This window comes from Chryseobacterium sp. AC417, assembly GCF_979258215.1.
In genome coordinates this window covers 735,148-752,414 of the sequence record NZ_OZ409845.1, presented here as the reverse complement: position 1 = coordinate 752,414, position 17,267 = coordinate 735,148, and the positions used below count along the sequence as shown (strand labels likewise).

The 17,267-nt window shown below is 35.2% G+C and carries 16 protein-coding genes and 1 pseudogene; 7 read left to right on the top strand and 10 right to left on the bottom strand.

The genetic code is table 11. The features are described 5' to 3' along the window. Position 1: 1 nt before the first annotated feature. The 3 genes from ACZZ9T_RS03595 to ACZZ9T_RS03585 are packed head-to-tail and all read left to right on the top strand — an operon-like array spanning position 2 to position 2,247. The gene (locus ACZZ9T_RS03595) at positions 2-481 is read left to right on the top strand and encodes an FAD-dependent monooxygenase (protein WP_463440954.1); all 480 of its coding nucleotides are present in this window, start codon (positions 2-4) and stop codon (positions 479-481) included. Then, positions 438-1,088, top strand: coding sequence for an FAD-dependent oxidoreductase (locus ACZZ9T_RS03590; RefSeq protein ID WP_463440953.1), 651 nt, complete (start codon positions 438-440; stop codon positions 1,086-1,088). The genes ACZZ9T_RS03595 and ACZZ9T_RS03590 overlap by 44 nt, the downstream gene beginning before the upstream one ends. Position 1,089: 1 nt before the next feature. Continuing rightward, positions 1,090-2,247 (top strand): pyridoxal phosphate-dependent aminotransferase, encoded by a 1,158-nt coding sequence (locus ACZZ9T_RS03585; protein WP_463440952.1) that lies wholly within the window; start codon positions 1,090-1,092, stop codon positions 2,245-2,247. Between the two features lie 52 nt (positions 2,248-2,299). On the opposite strand, the gene ACZZ9T_RS03580 is transcribed toward ACZZ9T_RS03585, so the two are convergent. Then, positions 2,300-3,499, bottom strand: coding sequence for a PQQ-dependent sugar dehydrogenase (locus ACZZ9T_RS03580; protein ID WP_463440951.1), 1,200 nt, complete (start codon positions 3,497-3,499; stop codon positions 2,300-2,302). A gap of 327 nt (positions 3,500-3,826) precedes the next feature. On the opposite strand from ACZZ9T_RS03580, the pseudogene uvrB reads away from it, so the two are divergent. After that, positions 3,827-5,817: pseudogene (uvrB, locus tag ACZZ9T_RS03575) on the top strand (excinuclease ABC subunit UvrB). A 74-nt stretch (positions 5,818-5,891) separates the two neighbouring features. Here the strand turns inward: uvrB and ACZZ9T_RS03570 are convergent. The 5 genes from ACZZ9T_RS03570 to ACZZ9T_RS03550 all read right to left on the bottom strand — a co-directional run bounded on the left by ACZZ9T_RS03570 (position 5,892) and on the right by ACZZ9T_RS03550 (position 8,795). Beyond that, entirely contained in the window at positions 5,892-6,149 is a 258-nt protein-coding gene (locus ACZZ9T_RS03570; protein WP_463442977.1) for a DUF3820 family protein, read from the bottom strand. 14 nt (positions 6,150-6,163) lie between these two features. Continuing rightward, the gene (locus ACZZ9T_RS03565) at positions 6,164-7,258 is read right to left on the bottom strand and encodes an AI-2E family transporter (protein ID WP_463440950.1); all 1,095 of its coding nucleotides are present in this window, start codon (positions 7,256-7,258) and stop codon (positions 6,164-6,166) included. Continuing rightward, positions 7,258-7,809 (bottom strand): hypothetical protein, encoded by a 552-nt coding sequence (locus ACZZ9T_RS03560; RefSeq protein ID WP_463440949.1) that lies wholly within the window; start codon positions 7,807-7,809, stop codon positions 7,258-7,260. Before ACZZ9T_RS03560 ends, ACZZ9T_RS03565 begins: the two co-directional genes overlap by 1 nt. Further along, positions 7,772-7,993 carry a hypothetical protein gene (locus ACZZ9T_RS03555; protein WP_463440948.1) on the bottom strand — a complete coding sequence of 74 codons (222 nt, stop codon included), beginning with the start codon at positions 7,991-7,993 and terminating at the stop codon, positions 7,772-7,774. The genes ACZZ9T_RS03560 and ACZZ9T_RS03555 overlap by 38 nt, the downstream gene beginning before the upstream one ends. Positions 7,994-8,054: 61 nt before the next feature. Further along, positions 8,055-8,795, bottom strand: a complete 741-nt coding sequence (locus ACZZ9T_RS03550) for a hypothetical protein (RefSeq protein ID WP_463440947.1) — start codon at positions 8,793-8,795, stop codon at positions 8,055-8,057. A 47-nt stretch (positions 8,796-8,842) separates the two neighbouring features. On the opposite strand from ACZZ9T_RS03550, the gene ACZZ9T_RS03545 reads away from it, so the two are divergent. Both ACZZ9T_RS03545 and ACZZ9T_RS03540 read left to right on the top strand, forming a co-directional pair. After that, entirely contained in the window at positions 8,843-9,820 is a 978-nt protein-coding gene (locus tag ACZZ9T_RS03545) for an aminodeoxychorismate synthase component I (protein WP_463442976.1), read from the top strand. Then, positions 9,804-10,430 carry an aminotransferase class IV gene (locus tag ACZZ9T_RS03540; RefSeq protein ID WP_463440946.1) on the top strand — a complete coding sequence of 209 codons (627 nt, stop codon included), beginning with the start codon at positions 9,804-9,806 and terminating at the stop codon, positions 10,428-10,430. The genes ACZZ9T_RS03545 and ACZZ9T_RS03540 overlap by 17 nt, the downstream gene beginning before the upstream one ends. Positions 10,431-10,494: 64 nt before the next feature. Here ACZZ9T_RS03540 and menD read toward each other — a convergent pair whose 3' ends face one another. Next, positions 10,495-12,153 carry a 2-succinyl-5-enolpyruvyl-6-hydroxy-3-cyclohexene-1-carboxylic-acid synthase gene (gene menD / locus ACZZ9T_RS03535; RefSeq protein WP_463440945.1) on the bottom strand — a complete coding sequence of 553 codons (1,659 nt, stop codon included), beginning with the start codon at positions 12,151-12,153 and terminating at the stop codon, positions 10,495-10,497. Between the two features lie 85 nt (positions 12,154-12,238). Between menD and ACZZ9T_RS03530 the strand changes: the two genes are divergently transcribed. Continuing rightward, positions 12,239-13,189 carry an isopenicillin N synthase family dioxygenase gene (locus tag ACZZ9T_RS03530; RefSeq protein ID WP_463440944.1) on the top strand — a complete coding sequence of 317 codons (951 nt, stop codon included), beginning with the start codon at positions 12,239-12,241 and terminating at the stop codon, positions 13,187-13,189. A gap of 134 nt (positions 13,190-13,323) precedes the next feature. Here the strand turns inward: ACZZ9T_RS03530 and ACZZ9T_RS03525 are convergent, their stop codons facing one another. The 3 genes from ACZZ9T_RS03525 to ACZZ9T_RS03515 form a co-directional block, all read right to left on the bottom strand. After that, positions 13,324-14,628: an HlyD family secretion protein gene (locus ACZZ9T_RS03525; protein ID WP_463440943.1), complete on the bottom strand. Its 1,305-nt coding sequence runs from the start codon at positions 14,626-14,628 to the stop codon at positions 13,324-13,326. After that, the gene (locus ACZZ9T_RS03520; protein ID WP_463440942.1) at positions 14,618-16,813 is read right to left on the bottom strand and encodes a peptidase domain-containing ABC transporter; all 2,196 of its coding nucleotides are present in this window, start codon (positions 16,811-16,813) and stop codon (positions 14,618-14,620) included. Before ACZZ9T_RS03520 ends, ACZZ9T_RS03525 begins: the two co-directional genes overlap by 11 nt. Positions 16,814-17,098: 285 nt before the next feature. Further along, positions 17,099-17,257, bottom strand: coding sequence for a bacteriocin-like protein (locus tag ACZZ9T_RS03515; protein WP_463440941.1), 159 nt, complete (start codon positions 17,255-17,257; stop codon positions 17,099-17,101). Between the last annotated feature and the right edge of the window lie 10 nt (positions 17,258-17,267).

Sequence of the window (17,267 nt, the reverse complement as noted above, 5' to 3'; positions counted from 1 at the left end):
AATGAGCACAGTTGCAATTATAGGAGCCGGCGTTTCGGGATTGAGTTTGGCCAATTATTTAGAAAAAAATAATATTGATTACCATCTCTACGAGCGAAGAACAAAAGATGATCTCAAAGGTCATGGTTTTATTTTACCAAAAGAAGGTATTGAATATCTATCTCAGATTCTTGATATCGAAGAGCTTTATACAAAAGGAAGTTTCTTAAAAAAATACATTCATTATTGTCACAACGGCAACATTATTTCTGAAAAAGATTTGGATAATGTTTTTGTGATTTCGAGAAGCACATTGATCGATGTCCTAAGTAAACATCTTCCGGCAGATAAAATTTCTTACAACAAAACATTAAATTTAATTGGATTTAATGAAGGAAATGCAGAAATGCAGTTTGAAGACGGAACTTCTTTACAATCGGATATTGTGATTGCATCAGATGGATCCCGAAAGCAGAATAAGAAGAGCCATTTTCGAGAATGAAGAAATGAAAGCGGTAAGAGAAAATGAGGTTGTAAATATCATTGAAAACGAAGAGATTGCCGCTCAGATAGAGAGCGATTTTCTGAAATTTCATCATGAGGATGGCGGTTTGACTTTTGGAGTTTTGAAATTGTCTCCCACCAAAATCTTATGGTATTGCCAGTTTGATACCTTTAAATATGTCATCAAGGAAAGCGACAGTCCGGAAGAAATCAAGCAGTTTATGCTCGATCATTTTGGAAACTGGAATCCGCTGGTTACTTCAATTATCAAAGGTTCCAGTTACGAAAACGCGCATATTTGGAGAGTATATGAATTGGAAAAACTCAATCCTTTTTATCATAACAACATTGCATTTCTGGGAGACGCAGCACATCCTTTGATTCCTTTTACCAGTCAGGGCGTTACGTCTGCACTGAAAGACTCTTATATTCTTACACAGCTTTTGTTGGAGAAAAAAAACCTTCAGGAAACTTTTGAAAGCTACGAGCAGGAAAGAAAACCGGAAATTGAAACGCACATCAGAAACGGCAGAACATTGCTGGATCAATTCCTGTTACCATTAGATCAACAACCAAAAGACACATTACCAATATCTTACAAATAATATGTTTAATAATACTGATATAAATTTTGAGGCTCTCAAAAAAAAGGCCTACAACGGAAGATGGGCAACGTTAGAAGACGGAATTATTCCTTTAACGGCAGCTGATCCGGATTTCAGAATGTCTACAGAAATCGAACAGGGGATTATTGAGTATATCAAAGACGGATATTTGAGTTACGGGCCATTTTCCGGTCTGCCTGAATTTAAGAAAAGCGTTGCCGAACATTTTAATATTGGGAAAAACGGAAATTTTTTACCGGAAAATGTACTTGCTGTTAACAGTGCTGCAATGGGAATGTACATGGTTGCCAAATATGTTTTGAACCCCGGAGATGAAGCCATCATTTTTGATCCGGTTGATTTTTTATTTAAGAAAACAGTTGATGCAGTTAGTGGGGTTCTGAAATTATGTCCGGTAGATTCTCAAACAGGAGATATTGATTTTGAAACATTGGTTTCTTTAATCGGTCCCAAAACTAAATTAATTAGCATTTGTAATCCTCACAATCCTGTGGGACGTATTTACTCAAAAGAAATTTTAAAGAAAATCTCCGAAATTGCTGCGGCACATGATCTTTGGGTGATGAGCGATGAGATCTGGAGTGATATTGTGTACGATAAGAGGGAATTTAATACCTATTCTTCTGTTTCTGAAGAAGCCAAAAAGAAGAGCTTTACCGTATTTGGTTTTTCAAAATCATTTGGAATTGCAGGGTTAAGAATTGGTGCGGTTTTATGCAATGATCAGCAAATATTGGATGATTTTACAGAAAAATCTCAATTCAATTCAACAATTGAAGGTGTTTCTACTTTGTCACAAATTGCCGCCAGTGTAGCGATTGACAGAGCAAAACCGTGGTTTGATGAATTCTTGGTACATCTTCAGAATAACAGAGATTTAGCTTATAAGACACTAAGTAATTCTGGGATTTTAACTCCTAATCTTCCGCAGGCAACCTTTGTAATCTTCCCTAAAATTGAAAACGGAATGTCAAGTGACGCATTTGCCCAACACGTTTTGCAGAAAGGAAAAGTTGCGATTGTTCCCGGATCTGAACGATGGTTCGGAAAGGGTGCGGAAGGTCATGTGAGAATCTGCTTTTCTACTTCACAGGAAATCTTGTCAGAAGGTCTAGATCGAATAATCAAAAGTTTTTAAAACAGAAATGCCTGAAAATCTTTCAGGCATTTTTTATTTGTTTTAGAGTCTGTTATTTTTTAGAAACTTTATATAGCTTACCGCTATCGGTAATTCCGTACAGATTTCCATCAGATCCGTTCAGAACATCTCTGAATCTTTCTTTTTGGTCTAAAAGCAAACGTTCTTCACCCACCACTTTGTTATCTTTCATCACAATTCTGTTAATGTGTTGTCCGCTCAGGCAGGCTATGAATAAATTATTTTTCCATTCAGCAATATTTCCGGTATAGAAAGTAACGCCACTTGGTGAAACTACAGGATCCCAATAATAAACGGGCTGTTCGGTTCCTTCTTTTTGCGTCGTTCCATTATTGATTTTTTCTCCGGAATATTCAATTCCGTATGTTACGTCTCCCCAACCGTAATTTTTTCCAGATTGAATCAGGTTGATTTCGTCTCCGCCTCTTGGTCCCATTTCAATATCCCAAAGCTGACCTTTTTCGTCTAAAGCCAAACCTTGCGGACTTCTGATTCCAAATGCATAGATTTCAGGTTTATACCCGTCTTTTCCCATAAACGGATTTCCGGGAGCGGGTTTTCCGTCTTTGGTTATTTTTAAAATTTTACCTAAATAATTATCCGTTTTCTGAGCGTAGACCCGGGTTTCTTTGTCGGATCTTTCTCCTGTACTCACAAATAAATTTCCGTCTTTATCAAATTGCAGACGACTTCCGTAATGTTTGTCACCATTGTAAGAAGGGGTTGCACGGAAGATTACTTTTACATCAGAAATGTTTTTCAGATCTGCAGATAGTTTTCCTTTGGCAACAGAGGTTAGATTTCCTTCCCCGAAAGGTTCAGAAAAAACAAAAAAGATCATGTTATTGGTTTTAAAATCCGGATCTAAGGAAACATCAAGCATTCCGCCTTGACCTTTATCGTCAACTTTAGGAAAACCCTCAATTTTTGAAATTTCCTTTCCGTCCGCAGAAACAACGTTGATGAAACCTGATTTTTCTGTAATTAAAAACCGTCCGTCTGGTAAATTAATGATTCCCCAAGGTTTCCCTAAATCTTTGTTTAAAACTTCCACATTGTATGGCGTGGCTGTCTTTACTGTTGCAATTCTTGTCTGTCCTTCAAAAGCTGGTTTATAGTTGGTGTTGGGTTTTTCTACCTTTGCAGATGGTTCGCTTGGCTTTCCTTTTCCCTGACACGAAACGAGGCTTGTTGCCGAGGCTAATAAAATAGGTAACAGTAGTTTGTTCATAATTAATATTTAAAGTGGTTTTGTACACAAGAGTAAAAATAATGCCATAAAAATTGCTGAACATTAAAATCTGTTATTTTACTCAAAGTTGATAAAAACGGTAAAGTAAATAACATTAGAACTTCTGGCGAAAAAGAAGCTTTTAACAAGGAAGCTTTACAAAGCAGCAAATAAAATGTAACTTGGAAATCCGCAGAAAGGGATAGAAATCCTGTTGAAAAAGAGTGTAATACTCCTCTCAGCATGACATTTACCAATTATCAAAAAACATAATAATTATATTTAATGAGTCATTTCGGACTCTTTTTTATTTACTAAATTTGTTCAATGCAATTCAAGCTTCAATCAGATTATAAACCAACCGGAGATCAACCTACAGCAATTGAAAAACTGACTGAAGGTATTGAAATCGGTGAGAAATACAGACTTTACTCGGTGTGACGGGTTCTGGTAAAACATTTACCGTTGCCAATGTTGTTCACAATACCCAAAAACCAACGTTGGTTTTAGCGCACAATAAGACTTTGGCAGCTCAGCTTTTTATGGAGTTTAAAGAATTTTTTCCGGAAAATGCTGTAGAATATTTTGTAAGTTACTACGACTATTATCAACCTGAAGCATATATTGCTAGTTCAGGAACCTATATTGAGAAAGATCTGAGCATCAACGAAGAAGTAGAAAAACTGCGTCTTTCGGCGATTGCAAGTTTGCTTTCAGGTCGACGTGATGTATTGATTGTAGCCTCAGTATCATGTATTTACGGTGTAGGAAATCCTGCTGAGTTTCACAAATCATTAATTTCCCTTCAAATTGGCGAGAAGACCACGAGAACAGCACTTCTTCATTCATTAGTTAATGCTTTGTATTCCAGAACATTGGCGGACTTTCAACGAGGAACGTTCCGGGTAAAAGGTGATGTCATCGACATCTTCCCTGCCTACGCAGATAATGGAGTACGAGTACAGTTTTTCGGCGATGAGATTGAGAAAATCCAAAGTTTTGATCCTGTTTCCGGAAATACAACGGCTAATTTTGAGCAGATTCAAATTTATCCTGCGAACCTTTTTGTTACTTCCAAAGAAACTTTGAACGGAGCGATAAGAAACATTCAGGATGACATGGTAAAGCAGGTTGACTTTTTCTCTGAAATCGGAAAACCTTTAGAATCAAAAAGACTTCAGGAAAGAACAGAGCTCGATCTTGAGATGATTAAAGAACTCGGCTATTGCTCAGGAATCGAAAACTATTCTCGTTATCTTGACGGAAGATTGCCGGGATCCAGACCTTTCTGTCTTTTGGATTATTTCCCAAGAGATTATCTGATGGTCATTGATGAAAGCCATGTTACCATTCCGCAAGTTCACGCCATGTATGGTGGTGACAGAAGTCGTAAAGAGGCTTTGGTGGAATACGGCTTCCGGCTTCCTGCAGCAATGGATAACCGTCCTTTAAAATTTGAAGAGTTTGAAGGAATTCAAAATCAGGTAATTTATGTTTCTGCAACACCGGCAGATTATGAGCTGGAGAAAACAGGTGGCGAATATATTGAGCAGATCATCCGTCCGACCGGGCTTTTAGATCCAATTATCGAAGTGCGCCCTTCTTTAAATCAGATTGATGATTTAATGGAAGAGATCAGAAAAAGAGCTGAAATTGATGAAAGAGTTTTGGTGACCACTCTGACTAAAAAAATGGCGGAAGAACTGACTAAATATTTCACAAAATTCGGAATCAGAACCAGATATATTCACTCTGACGTGGAAACTTTGGAACGTATTCAGATCATGCAGGATCTGCGCTTAGGAATTTTTGATGTTTTAATTGGAGTTAATCTATTGAGAGAAGGTTTAGATTTACCTGAAGTTTCCCTTGTAGCTATTCTTGATGCCGATAAAGAAGGAATGCTGAGAAGCAGAAGATCTATGATCCAGACTGTTGGTCGTGCCGCTAGAAACCTCAATGGAAGAGCAATTTTGTATGCCGATAAAATCACCAAATCAATGCAGTCAACTATTGATGAGACTGAATATCGTCGTGAAAAACAGATTGCATATAATTTGGAACACGGAAAAGTTCCTACTGCTTTAAATAAAAAGATTTCTGAAAATCTAGTGGGACGAAGTAAGGATTTTCCGGATGAAAAATATACTCAAAAACAGATTTTACAAAAAGTTGCCGATGTAAAAGCAACTTATGCTACTGCAGACGTAGAAAAACTGATTCTCCAGAAACAAAAAGAGATGGAGGGTGCCGCAAAGAATTTAGATTTTATAAAAGCTGCGCAGTTGAGAGATGAAATTGCAGCATTAAAGGGTTGATTATTATAATGATATAATAATTTCGGCGGCACGAAAGGTGCCGCCGAAATTATTTTTAGTCCAAAAATTACTCCTTAAAATTTATAAACTTTTGTCTTTGGTTTTTGATATTCTGCTTTTCCGGCGCCACGAAGAGGAGTTAGTAAATCCATCAAACCATTTAGTTTTATTTCGTAAACTGTAGAAAGCTGCATTCCCAGTTTTCCTTTCGGCATTCCCTGGCGATTAAACCATTCCAGATAATTAATTGGCAAATCAGCCAGAATCGTATTTTGATATTTACCAAAAGGCATTTTTTCCACACAAATTTCTTTTAGAATTTCCGGATTTATTCCCTGCTCCATTTTTAAACGATTAAATCAATTTTAGTTTCCAATTCTTCATTTTTGTCTTTACTTGAAAGCTCTAGTTCCGGCGTGTCATCATCAGAAAATTCATTTCTGTATACCTGAATAAGCAAAAGAGTAAAAGATATAAAGATAGGGCCAAATATCAACCCCATAAATCCGAATAAATTCATTCCCATAATGATTCCAAAAACAGTATTCAACGGGTGGATATTTTCCAGTTTTTTAAGTAAGGTAAAACGAAGCAAATTATCCGTTATTCCCACAACGATCAAACAGTAAATTCCTAAGCCAATTCCGGGACCGGTTTGACCTTCAGCAATCATAAATATACAGATTGGCACATAGATAATTGCCGCTCCAACAATTGGAATCATCGATGCAACTGCAGTAAGAGCAAATAGCAGAATCGGACTGGGTGCACCAAAGATAAAATAACCAATCAGAGCTACAATACCTTGTCCTAAAGCTACTACCGGAATTCCGATAGCGTTTGCCATGATGAGTTTACGCATCTTCTCACCGATTAAAGAAACATTCGATCTTTTCAACGGAGCTGCAGATGCAAGTATCCGTTCAAACAATCTTGGCTTTTCAAACATAAAATAAAGAATAAAATACATCGACATAATGACTGTCAGAGTATTAAAAGTTCCGCTAAGGGCAGTTGTAGAAAATTGTCCGGCAAAGTTTTTAAGCTTTGCCATATTTTCTTTATTCAGGAGATCAAACTTTGTTTTATTGTATACAAATGTGTGAATTTTTTCAATAAACACATTGAATTTTTCCATGTACGCTTTAGCGTTTCCCAACTTCTCAATAAGAAGATCACCAATGAAGTATAATGGTAAAATGATAATTACAAGACTTGCCAGCATCAGCACCAAAGATGCCATCCAAGGTTTCCATTTTTTTTCTTCCTGCAGATAGAAGTTATACTTTCTGCAAACTACATAGATGGTAATTGCTCCCAAAAGAGAGGGTAAAAATAGCGCCAGATTAAAGCAAATTAAAGCAGCTAAAGTTAAAATAATCGCAAGTAGGGCAATCTGTTTGATTACAATTCCGCTAATTTGTTTTTCGTGGTGTGACATTATTTGTAAGTTATTTGTCTTGGTTTTCCTAAGTATGCACAATAGATGGAGTACATAACAATATAAATAAATGGTGCACTAAAAATTATACCAATACAACATAATAGAAATCCGACAGCACTAATTAAGACTCCCAAAATACCTGTTAACAGAAATACACTATAGTTTTCTTTAGCAATATTGTAGGTTTTAGTCAATGCATCCATCGCATTGGCATTTTCAAATAAAAGAATAGGATAGCCTAATAAAAACAACGGATAAACAAAAACTACAGGTATAATGCATAACATCGTAGCTGCAAATAGCAAAATATTAGTAATTAAACTATACACAAGAATATTCCCAAGATTTTGACGGTAACCGATAAAAAGATCAGAAAACTCAATGGGAATTTTCGTATTAAATTTATTGGTAATATAAATTAAGCCTACATATAATGGTGAGAGGAGAATAGTTAATATTCCTGTAAATGAGTAATATAAACTTACTCCGGGACGATCTAAAAGTATTTCTCTATATGAATCTCTCATCAAAGTCTCTAAAATTGCCATAGTTTGTCCAAGAACCGAATCCGGAAATTGACTGAATGATAAAATCACCAATAAAATAAATAATCATTGCTACTACAGCGTAAAGAATAACGCCTTTATACATTTCAAAAGCGTGCGATATAATAGATCCTGTATCTCTCTTTGGAGCAGATCCTTGCTGGTCAAATTCGTTAAATTCAGACATGGTGTTTATTTTTAATGTTTCTCAAATTTAATTTTTTTCGAGAACAAATCAATCACCATTCTCAAATTTTAATTTCTTCTTTGAAAATAGTTTTATAAAATGAATAAATTATTGCATTCCAGAACGGTAAAGTAAAAAGAGCGCCTACTAAAAATAACGCAAAACCAATGTATTTGAACAAAACTGCAACAATTGTACAAACAAAAATTTCTATGAAGTAAAGTTTTAAAACCTTCCAGTTTAAAGCGATTCCTTCAAATATTGTTTTATTCTGGAAGAACATTAACGGAGCTACAAACAGCGTAACCATTACCCAAACAATAGGAAGAATAATGGTCTGAGCAATAAAAGTATACAAGAAAAACCAGAAAATAAAATAACTTACATATCTGAAAAAATTAAGCCCGTTGTACCCTGCAAATAAATCTCCCATAACAATGGGCTCTTTTAAATCAATTTTTCTGAAAATTTGAAAAAAACCTAAATTTAAAGGATATAAAAAAATCTGTACAGCAACCATTCCAAGATAAAAATTCTGAAAACCTTCGGTTCCCATAATGACCGCAATATTATTTTTATATTCGTCCATTCCTGACGGGCCAGCTTTCATATAATCTGATACAGCTCCGAAAAACTGATTAATAATTCCATATTTTTCCGAAAAATAAAAAAATACAGTTAAAAAAATAGAAAAGTAAACAATTGAAAACATTAATTGATAGAGCAATGTTCTGTTCCAATAATAAAAAGCCTGCTTTAAGATAAAATCGAGTCCCGGTTTTTGTGGATATTTCTCCTGCATTGAAAATATTTTGTGCAAAAGTAAACATCAATAACTACTTTTGCGGAATGTTTTCGTCAAATCATCAAAAATTTATTGAAATGGATGAGCTTTCACTTCAGAAGGTTCCTTTTTTCTTTATGATTGATTTTCTCGTTGACAAAGTAGAAATTTCCACAGAAAATGAAATTCAAAAAAAGGGTTTATTGATTGATTTTCAGTCATTTTCAAATACAGAAAAGCAGGAAGCATTACATAAGAAAACAGATTGGAAAACTTATCCTGAATCACTGGAAAGCTTTAAAAAAGGCTTCGACCACGTTCAGAAAAACATCCGCTTGGGAAATTCTTATCTTACCAACTATACCCGAAAAACAAAAATTGAAACTAATTTAAGTTTAGAAGAAATTTTTCATCATTCTCATGCAAAATACAAGGTCTTGTATAAAGATTTTTTTGTATTTTTTTCTCCTGAAACTTTCGTCAAAATAATCAGTGATAAAATCTTCACGTATCCGATGAAAGGTACTATTGACGCATCTTTGGAAAATGCTGCAGAAATTTTGAAGAATGATAAAAAAGAAAAAGCCGAACATTATACTGTTGTTGATTTGCTTAGAAATGATCTGAGTATGGTCGCAGATAATGTAAAAGTTGACAAATTCCAGCATATTGATTTTTTGAAAACTCAGCAGAAAGATTTGTATGCGATGAGTTCCGAAATTTCGGGAAATTTAAAAACTGAATTTAAAGGAAGAGTAGGCAGCATTTTGCAAAAACTTTTGCCTGCAGGATCAATTTTAGGAGCTCCAAAACCTAAAACTTTAGAAATCATTCTTGAAGCAGAAGGTTTCGACAGAGGTTTTTACACCGGAGTTTGCGGCTGGTTTGATGGTGAAAATCTAGACAGCTGCGTGATGATTCGTTTTATAGAAAAAGAAGGTGATCATCTGTATTTCAAAAGTGGGGGCGGAATTACGCACATGAGTAAATTAGAAGACGAGTATCAGGAAATGAAAAATAAAATCTATGTACCAATTCATTGAAAGCATTAAAGTAGAAGATCAGGAGTTATTCCTACTGGAATTTCACCAAAAACGTGTCAACGATACTTTTGCCCATTTCGGGAAAGAAGGTTCGATTGATTTGGAAAAAATTTTTAAAAACCTGAATCATGATGAGGATGGTTTGTACAAATTAAGGTTGACGTATGATCTGGATAAAAAATTCAGAACACAAATGATTCCTTACGCCATTCCGGAAATACAGGATTTTCAATTGGTTGAGAATAATATTTATGACTATTCTTTTAAGTTTGAAGACCGCAAAGAGCTGGAGAAAATGAAGATAAAATCTAAAGCCGAAGAAATTATCATCGTAAAGAATAACCACATTACCGACACCTCATTTTCAAATCTTTTATTCCAAAAAGGGAAAGATTGGTTTACACCGTCAACTTATCTTTTAAATGGCGTTCAAAGACAACATCTCTTGAAGAAAAAGAAAATAAAAGAAACAGAAATCACTTTACAAAATATCAAAGAATTCTCACATTTTCAGTTGATTAATGCGCTGAATGACTTTGATGATATGTTTATTTACCCGATTTCCAAAATCACCAATCTTCCGGGGAATAATGATTATTTGGATATGTAGAAAAATTCTCCCCATGCTTACAATGAAGAAATTTTAATTACACTTTTAGCTTTCTTTCAGGAAATTAAAATAAGCTTTTCTGGATATCGGCATTATTTTTACCTTGAGTGTTGACTTCCATTATTTTAGGCTGTACATCTGGTTTGAAAAAATTATCAAAAACACGATCTAAAGTTCCGTCATCATCCACTTTCACATAAGAAAAGCCGAAATGTTTCGACAAAAATTCAGCATTTTTATGATGTTTTGTCGCTATGAATTCGTCAACTGCATTTGAGTTTGCGTTTCCCGGTCCCGGAATTATTTTAAAAATATTCCCTTCTCCGTTATTGAAAATAATGATTCTCGTAAACGGCGGAATATATTGATTCCAAAGACCATTAATGTCGTAGAAAAAGCTTAAATCACCGGTAATCAATAGGGTAGGGTTTGCGTTTTTGATTGCAAAACCCATTGCCGTTGAGGTTGAACCGTCAATTCCGCTGGTTCCCCGGTTGCAGTAAATTTTTCTTTTACCGAAATCAAACAACTGTGCATAACGAATCGATGAAGAGTTACTGAAATGAATATTATAATTTTCAGGGATACTTTCCGAAGCTTTATTGAAGAAATAGAAATCTGAGAATTCTACTAAATTTAAAAAGCCGGTATGCTTTTTATCTTTTTTATCTCTTAATACATCCCATAAGTTATAATAAGGTTTAGGTTCTAATCCGATGAAATTTAATAATTTAGAAAAGAAAATTTCAGGTTTAGTCTCTATTTTCTGGGTCAGAGAAAAATAAGTATCGGGTTGCCAAACCTCATCCAAATGCCAATGCTCTTTAGGATGTGCGTTTCTAAGGAACTGTTTTACTTTTTTAGAAACAACGTTTTGTCCGATCGTAATCAATAAATCCGGAGCGTATGTTTTGAAATCCTCTTCCGTAAACCCGAAAATATAACGGTCAATGTGCCTGAAAAATTTTTCGTGATATACATTTGAATTTGCTTCACTTAAAACGACAACCGAATGATTTTTAACCAATTGTGTTAGCTGATTCTCCAATTCCGGACTGTAATCTCTGGTTCCTACCAGAATCATAATTCTTTGTGAAGTATTCCATTCAGCTATTAAGTTTGAAGGAATATCGTATTCTTTCTTTTTAATTGTTTTTTCCACCACAGGAAAAGTAGGCAACTCAGAAACCAAGTCATATAAGGGTTCTTCTAGAGGAATATTGATATGAACCGGACCTTGCTTTTCAAAACAAAGCTCGATTGCCTTTTTAATTATTTCTAAATTAATGTCTTCCGCATTATCTTTACTGTCTTCCAACAATTCAAAATCTCCGTAAGAATGCTGATGAAAAAGATTCTTCTGTCGGATGGTTTGTCCGTCAAAAAGGTCAACGTAATCTGTTGGTCGGTCGGCTGTTAAGATCAAAAGCGGAATATTTGAATAAAAAGCTTCCGTCACGGCAGGATAATAGTTTGCCGCTGCAGAACCGCTTGTACAAGTGATTGCAACAGGTTTTTTCTCACTTATTGCCATCCCAAGAGCTGTAAAGGCTGCACTTCTTTCATCAACGATACTGAAACAGTTGAAGTCATCCAATTCCGAAAAATGAATTGCCAAAGGAGCATTTCTGGATCCCGGAGATATGACAACGTCTAAAATTCCGTATTGCTGAAAAAGATGAGCAAGTACCTGAATACTTCTCTTGGAAGAATATTTTTTCATAGAGCAAATTTAGTTTATAAATAATTAATTCTGAAATCATTTAATTTAAAAAATCTGTATTTTAGCACCACATAAAATTTCTAAAATGGATAAAATACCTAGTGTAGACCTGCGTGATTTCCTTTCGGGTGACCCGGAACGCAAACAGAAATTTGTAAATGAAATCGGAAAAGCTTACGAAGAAATTGGTTTTGTCGCCTTAAAAGGACATTTCCTGGATGAGCAACTCGTAGGTGATCTTTATGGAGAAGTGAAAAACTTCTTTGAACTTCCCACAGAAACCAAACAAAAGTACGAGATACCTGGGATTGGTGGACAGAGAGGCTATGTAGGTTTCGGAAAAGAAACGGCAAAAGGATTCAAAAAAGGTGATCTGAAAGAATTTTGGCATTTCGGACAGTACGTTTCGGATGACTCAAAATACAAGAGCCAATATCCTGACAATGTGATTGTAGACGAACTTCCAAAGTTTAATGAAGTAGGGAAGGAAGCTTACCAAATGCTTGAGAAAACCGGAAAATATGTTTTGAGAGCTTTAGCATTGTATCTTGGGTTAGATGAGTTTTATTTTGATGATAAAATTGCTGAAGGAAATTCTATCTTAAGACCCATTCATTATCCACCCATTACACAAGAGCCGGATGATGCGGTAAGAGCAGCAGCACATGGAGATATCAATCTGATTACTCTTTTGATGGGCTCACAAGGAAAAGGACTTCAGGTTCAAAACCATAAAGGAGAATGGATTGATGCGATTGCAGAACCAGACGAATTGATGATTAACGTTGGAGATATGCTTTCTAGACATACCAACAATAAGTTGAAATCTACCATTCACAGGGTGGTTAATCCGCCGAGAGAATTGTGGGGAACTTCAAGATATTCTATTCCTTTCTTTATGCATCCAATAAGCGAAATGCCGCTGAATGCTCTTGAAAATTGCGTAGATGAAAATCACCCTAAACTGTATGAAGATACAACGGCAGGAGAATTTTTATACGAACGCTTAATTGAATTGGGATTGATCAAAAAATAATATCGAAACCGAACCTTTATTTCAGTTTTTAGCAAATCATCTGTGTCAATCTGTGAAATCTGCGGGCAAAATATATTCCCACAAATCCCACAGATTGACACAGATTTTTTTTCGTAGTTCTTGTTGTGTTGAAATTATGACTGATAACCCAAAAGCTTCCTGATCTGATAGAAGAACCTTTCGATCAATCGTAGATCTTGGGTGACAATTTCAGCATTTCCTCTAAGTTCTTTATCGAATTTCAGGGTTTTGTTATACGAGGTTTTTAAGCCTTTCGGAAGCACAACATCAACATAGTAATTTCCTTTATCATCGGGAATAAGCGAGATATTCTGCACTTTTCCTTCAATGATTCCGTATTCCTGAAAACGGTAGTTATCTAATTTGATTAAGACTTTTTGACCCGTAATAATTTTTCCGGAATTAACGGTCGGTACAGACATTCTTCCTACCAACTGCTCCGTGTGATCCGGTAAAACGGATAGTATAGGATCGCCTGCTTTTACAAACTGATTTTCACCATAAAACTGCTGGAAACTTGCCATTCCGTCAGTAGAAGAAATGATCAGGTAGTTTTGTTCCCATTGTTTTAAAGATTTTCTTAACTGCTCGAATAACTGCAAAGTTTGGGATGAATAGGTAATCTTATCTTTTTCTGTATTGATCGCCGTTCCGCTTTTGGTTTTATTGAGATTTGAAATGCTTTCCTGCATCTGCGAAAGAGAAATGCTGATGTTTTCTAAATTTTGCTGAGCCTGAAGATATTTTAGTTTTTCACCTTCCAGTTCTACTGCTGCAATTACTCCCTGATTGAATAATTCCTGAAATCTCTGGTAATTTTTGCGTGTAAGTTCAGTTTTTGCAGCTTCAAGATTTCTTTGTTGTCTTAATGTCGTTATTCTGTTTTGTGATTCTGAAATACTTTGATTGGCAGCCAGATTCTCAGGAGCATAAGGTTGTAATCTTGTAAATAAATTTTCGTCCTGAAAAGCTTTCGCAAAACTGTTGTAATCTCCTTGTAATTCGCCCAGTTTATAATGCGAAACTTCATTTACAGGAAAAGAAAGCAATTGATCTGAAGCGATAGAATCTACAATTTTTTTTAATTTTAAAACATCCTGATAATTTGCTGTAGACTGCAAAACCAACAACACATCTCCTTTTTTAACTTTCTGATGATCTTTTATAAATATTTTTTCGATTTTTGAGCTGCTTCTGGCTTCAATTTTTTCGGGTGGATTTTGTGAAGTCACCATAACGGGAGCCGGAACAAATTCCGGGTATTTGATGACGTAACTCATCCCGAGAATAAGCAATAATATGATTAATATGATCGTATTTCCCCAACGGAACATCCAATGTGGCGGTTCTGTGAGAATATCCTGAACGCTTTCTGAGCGAAGTTCTATATTGTCTAAAATGTCTTTTTTAGTTTCCAAGTTCTAACTGATTTTTAACGAGTCTGTAATATTCACCTTTTAAAGCAACCAATTCTGCATGATTTCCTTCTTCAACTACCTTTCCTTTATCTAAAACGATAATTTTATCGGCATGTTTTACGGTTGATAATCTGTGAGCAATCACGATGGCTGTTTTGCCTTCAAAAAACTGTTCCAGATTTTCCATGATTACTTTTTCGTTATTCGCATCCAAAGCACTTGTTGCTTCATCGAAGAAAATATATTCAGGTGATTTGTACACGGCTCTTGCGATGAACAATCTTTGTTTTTGTCCGCCACTTACACCCAAACCTTCGTTTCCTATTTTCGTATTGTAGCTTAGTGGTAACCCTTCAATGAATTCTTTGATATTGGCAATTTCGACTGCCTTTCTCAATTTTGTTTTATCTACATAATCTTCACCTACTGCAATGTTATTGGCGATTGTGTCATTAAAAACATATCCTTCCTGCATTACCACGCCACACTGATCTCTCCAAAATCTCGGTGAAATGTTCTTCATCTGGGTATTTCCTATTTTTATTTCCCCTTCGTTGGGTTCATAAAATTTCATTAATAATTTTAAAAGCGTTGTTTTACCGCTTCCGCTGGCTCCGACAATCGCCGTTGTTTTTTGGTAAGGAATATTTAAACTTAAATTTTCAAAAACAGGAACGTCCGAACCAATATATCTAAAGGACATATTGTTTATTTCTATGTCTTTTTCGGGAACTTCGGTGGCATATTGTTCGTCTTTTCTCTCCTCATCTTCCTTATCATGAATTTCGCCTAATCTTTCCAAAGAAATTTTAGCATCCTGAGTTTGCTTAATAAAATCAATGAGTTGTAATAAAGGACTGTTTAATTGACCAATAATGTACTGAACAGAAAGCATCATTCCCAGCGTGAGGTTTCCTTCCAAAACCAATTTCGCAGAAAGAAAACTTACCAGAATATCTTTCATCTGATTGATGAAATTTCCACCGACAGACTGCCATTGTTCTAATGAGAGCGATTTTATTCTCAGCTTAAACAATTTTACCTGCAGAAACTCCCAATCCCAGCGTTTCTGTTTTTCGGCGTTAAACATTTTGATTTCCTGCATCCCGTTAATCAGCTCAATCACTTTGCTCTGTTCCTGAGAAACCTGCGAAAATCTTTTGTAATCGAGTTCTTTTCTTTTTCCAAGAAAAAAGGTGATCCATGCAATATATAATATAGAACCGACCAGATAAACAACGAATAATCTGTAATCATAGAACAGTAAAACAATACTGAAAATGATTAAGTTAACCAATGAGAACAGGGTATTGAGCGATGAATTTGTTAAAAGCTGTTCAATTCTGTGATGATCGTTGATTCTCTGCATGATATCTCCCGTCATTCTTGTATCAAAGAAACTGATCGGAAGTTTCATTAATTTAATAAAGAAATCAGAAATAATCGAAATATTGATTCTGGTGGAAAGGTGAAGCAAAATCCAGCTTCGGATGACTTCAATTCCCATTCTGCCGAGAAAGAGCATGATCTGAGCCAATAAAACCAGATAAATGAAATTCAGATCCTGATTCTGAATTCCCACATCGACAATACTTTGAGTAAGGAAAGGCAAAATAAGAGATAATAGACTTCCTGCTAATAAGCCTACCGCTAACTGAACGATCAACGATTTATATTTCAATAAATATTTTGACAGAAAAGAAAAACTGGCTTTGCTTTCGTGATCATCAAACTCAGTCTGAAAAAATGCCGGTGTAGTTTCAAGAATCAGAACAATTCCTTCTTCTGTATTTTCGTTAGCATTTTCTCCGATCCATCTTTTGATAAATTCTTCCCGTGTGTAGGTAATTAAACCATAGCTCGGATCCGAAACATAAACCTGATTTTTTTTGTCGATTTTATAAACAACGACAAAATGATTTTTGTTCCAATGTACAATACATGGAAATGGTACTTCTTCGGCCAGCGTATTAAAGTCGATCTGCACCCCCAAAGAACGGAAGCCCAAATCTTCAGCAGCATCGCTCAACCCAAGCAAACTGCTTCCTTCTCTTGTTGTTTCGGAAAGGTTACGAATCTGCTGTAACGAAATACTTTTTCCGTAATGTTTGCTGACAATTCTTAAGCATGTGGGACCGCAATCTTTGGAATCGGGCTGAAGGTAAAAAGGAAATTTTTTTGCCAAAATTTAATTTCAAAATTGATAATAAGAAAGAGGCTGAATAAACAGCCCCAACCTTTTCTAAATTATTTAGGATTTATATAATTATTAATTCTTCGTGAATAATCTTTATTATACTACAGACAAACAAAATCCAGATAATAAATTTCTGATATTTTAAAGGAGAGTATTTTTCAATTATTCTGAAAATAAAATTTTAAAAACTTTATTTTATTAATTAACAACAACTAATCCAGTAATAGGATTATGAGATTTATTTAATATCTTAATTGCTAAAATTTAAAGATTTTAAACATACTGCGGACAAACAACAGCCGGACAGTAAATTTTCGGGCATCTTGGTCTGCCATCTGTAGGACAACATTCTTTTGAACATCCGATGACGATTGGCCCGGCTCCCAAAATATCCTTCATTTCGTTTCTTGCTAACTTTTTCAGATTTTTCATAAGATTACTT

What these genes read in the sequence shown, in the direction of transcription:
- ACZZ9T_RS03590 (WP_463440953.1), top strand. Translation starts at nt 438, where the DNA reads ATGGATCCCGAAAGCAGAATAAGAAGAGCCATTTTCGAGAATGAAGAA.
- ACZZ9T_RS03545 (WP_463442976.1), top strand. Translation starts at nt 8,843, where the DNA reads ATGTTTTCGTCAAATCATCAAAAATTTATTGAAATGGATGAGCTTTCA.
- ACZZ9T_RS03585 (WP_463440952.1), top strand. Translation starts at nt 1,090, where the DNA reads ATGTTTAATAATACTGATATAAATTTTGAGGCTCTCAAAAAAAAGGCC.
- ACZZ9T_RS03580 (WP_463440951.1), bottom strand. Translation starts at nt 3,499, where the DNA reads ATGAACAAACTACTGTTACCTATTTTATTAGCCTCGGCAACAAGCCTC.
- ACZZ9T_RS03595 (WP_463440954.1), top strand. Translation starts at nt 2, where the DNA reads ATGAGCACAGTTGCAATTATAGGAGCCGGCGTTTCGGGATTGAGTTTG.
- ACZZ9T_RS03550 (WP_463440947.1), bottom strand. Translation starts at nt 8,795, where the DNA reads ATGCAGGAGAAATATCCACAAAAACCGGGACTCGATTTTATCTTAAAG.
- ACZZ9T_RS03540 (WP_463440946.1), top strand. Translation starts at nt 9,804, where the DNA reads ATGTACCAATTCATTGAAAGCATTAAAGTAGAAGATCAGGAGTTATTC.
- ACZZ9T_RS03515 (WP_463440941.1), bottom strand. Translation starts at nt 17,257, where the DNA reads ATGAAAAATCTGAAAAAGTTAGCAAGAAACGAAATGAAGGATATTTTG.
- ACZZ9T_RS03555 (WP_463440948.1), bottom strand. Translation starts at nt 7,993, where the DNA reads ATGTCTGAATTTAACGAATTTGACCAGCAAGGATCTGCTCCAAAGAGA.
- menD (WP_463440945.1), bottom strand. Translation starts at nt 12,153, where the DNA reads ATGAAAAAATATTCTTCCAAGAGAAGTATTCAGGTACTTGCTCATCTT.
- ACZZ9T_RS03565 (WP_463440950.1), bottom strand. Translation starts at nt 7,258, where the DNA reads ATGTCACACCACGAAAAACAAATTAGCGGAATTGTAATCAAACAGATT.
- ACZZ9T_RS03530 (WP_463440944.1), top strand. Translation starts at nt 12,239, where the DNA reads ATGGATAAAATACCTAGTGTAGACCTGCGTGATTTCCTTTCGGGTGAC.
- ACZZ9T_RS03560 (WP_463440949.1), bottom strand. Translation starts at nt 7,809, where the DNA reads ATGGCAATTTTAGAGACTTTGATGAGAGATTCATATAGAGAAATACTT.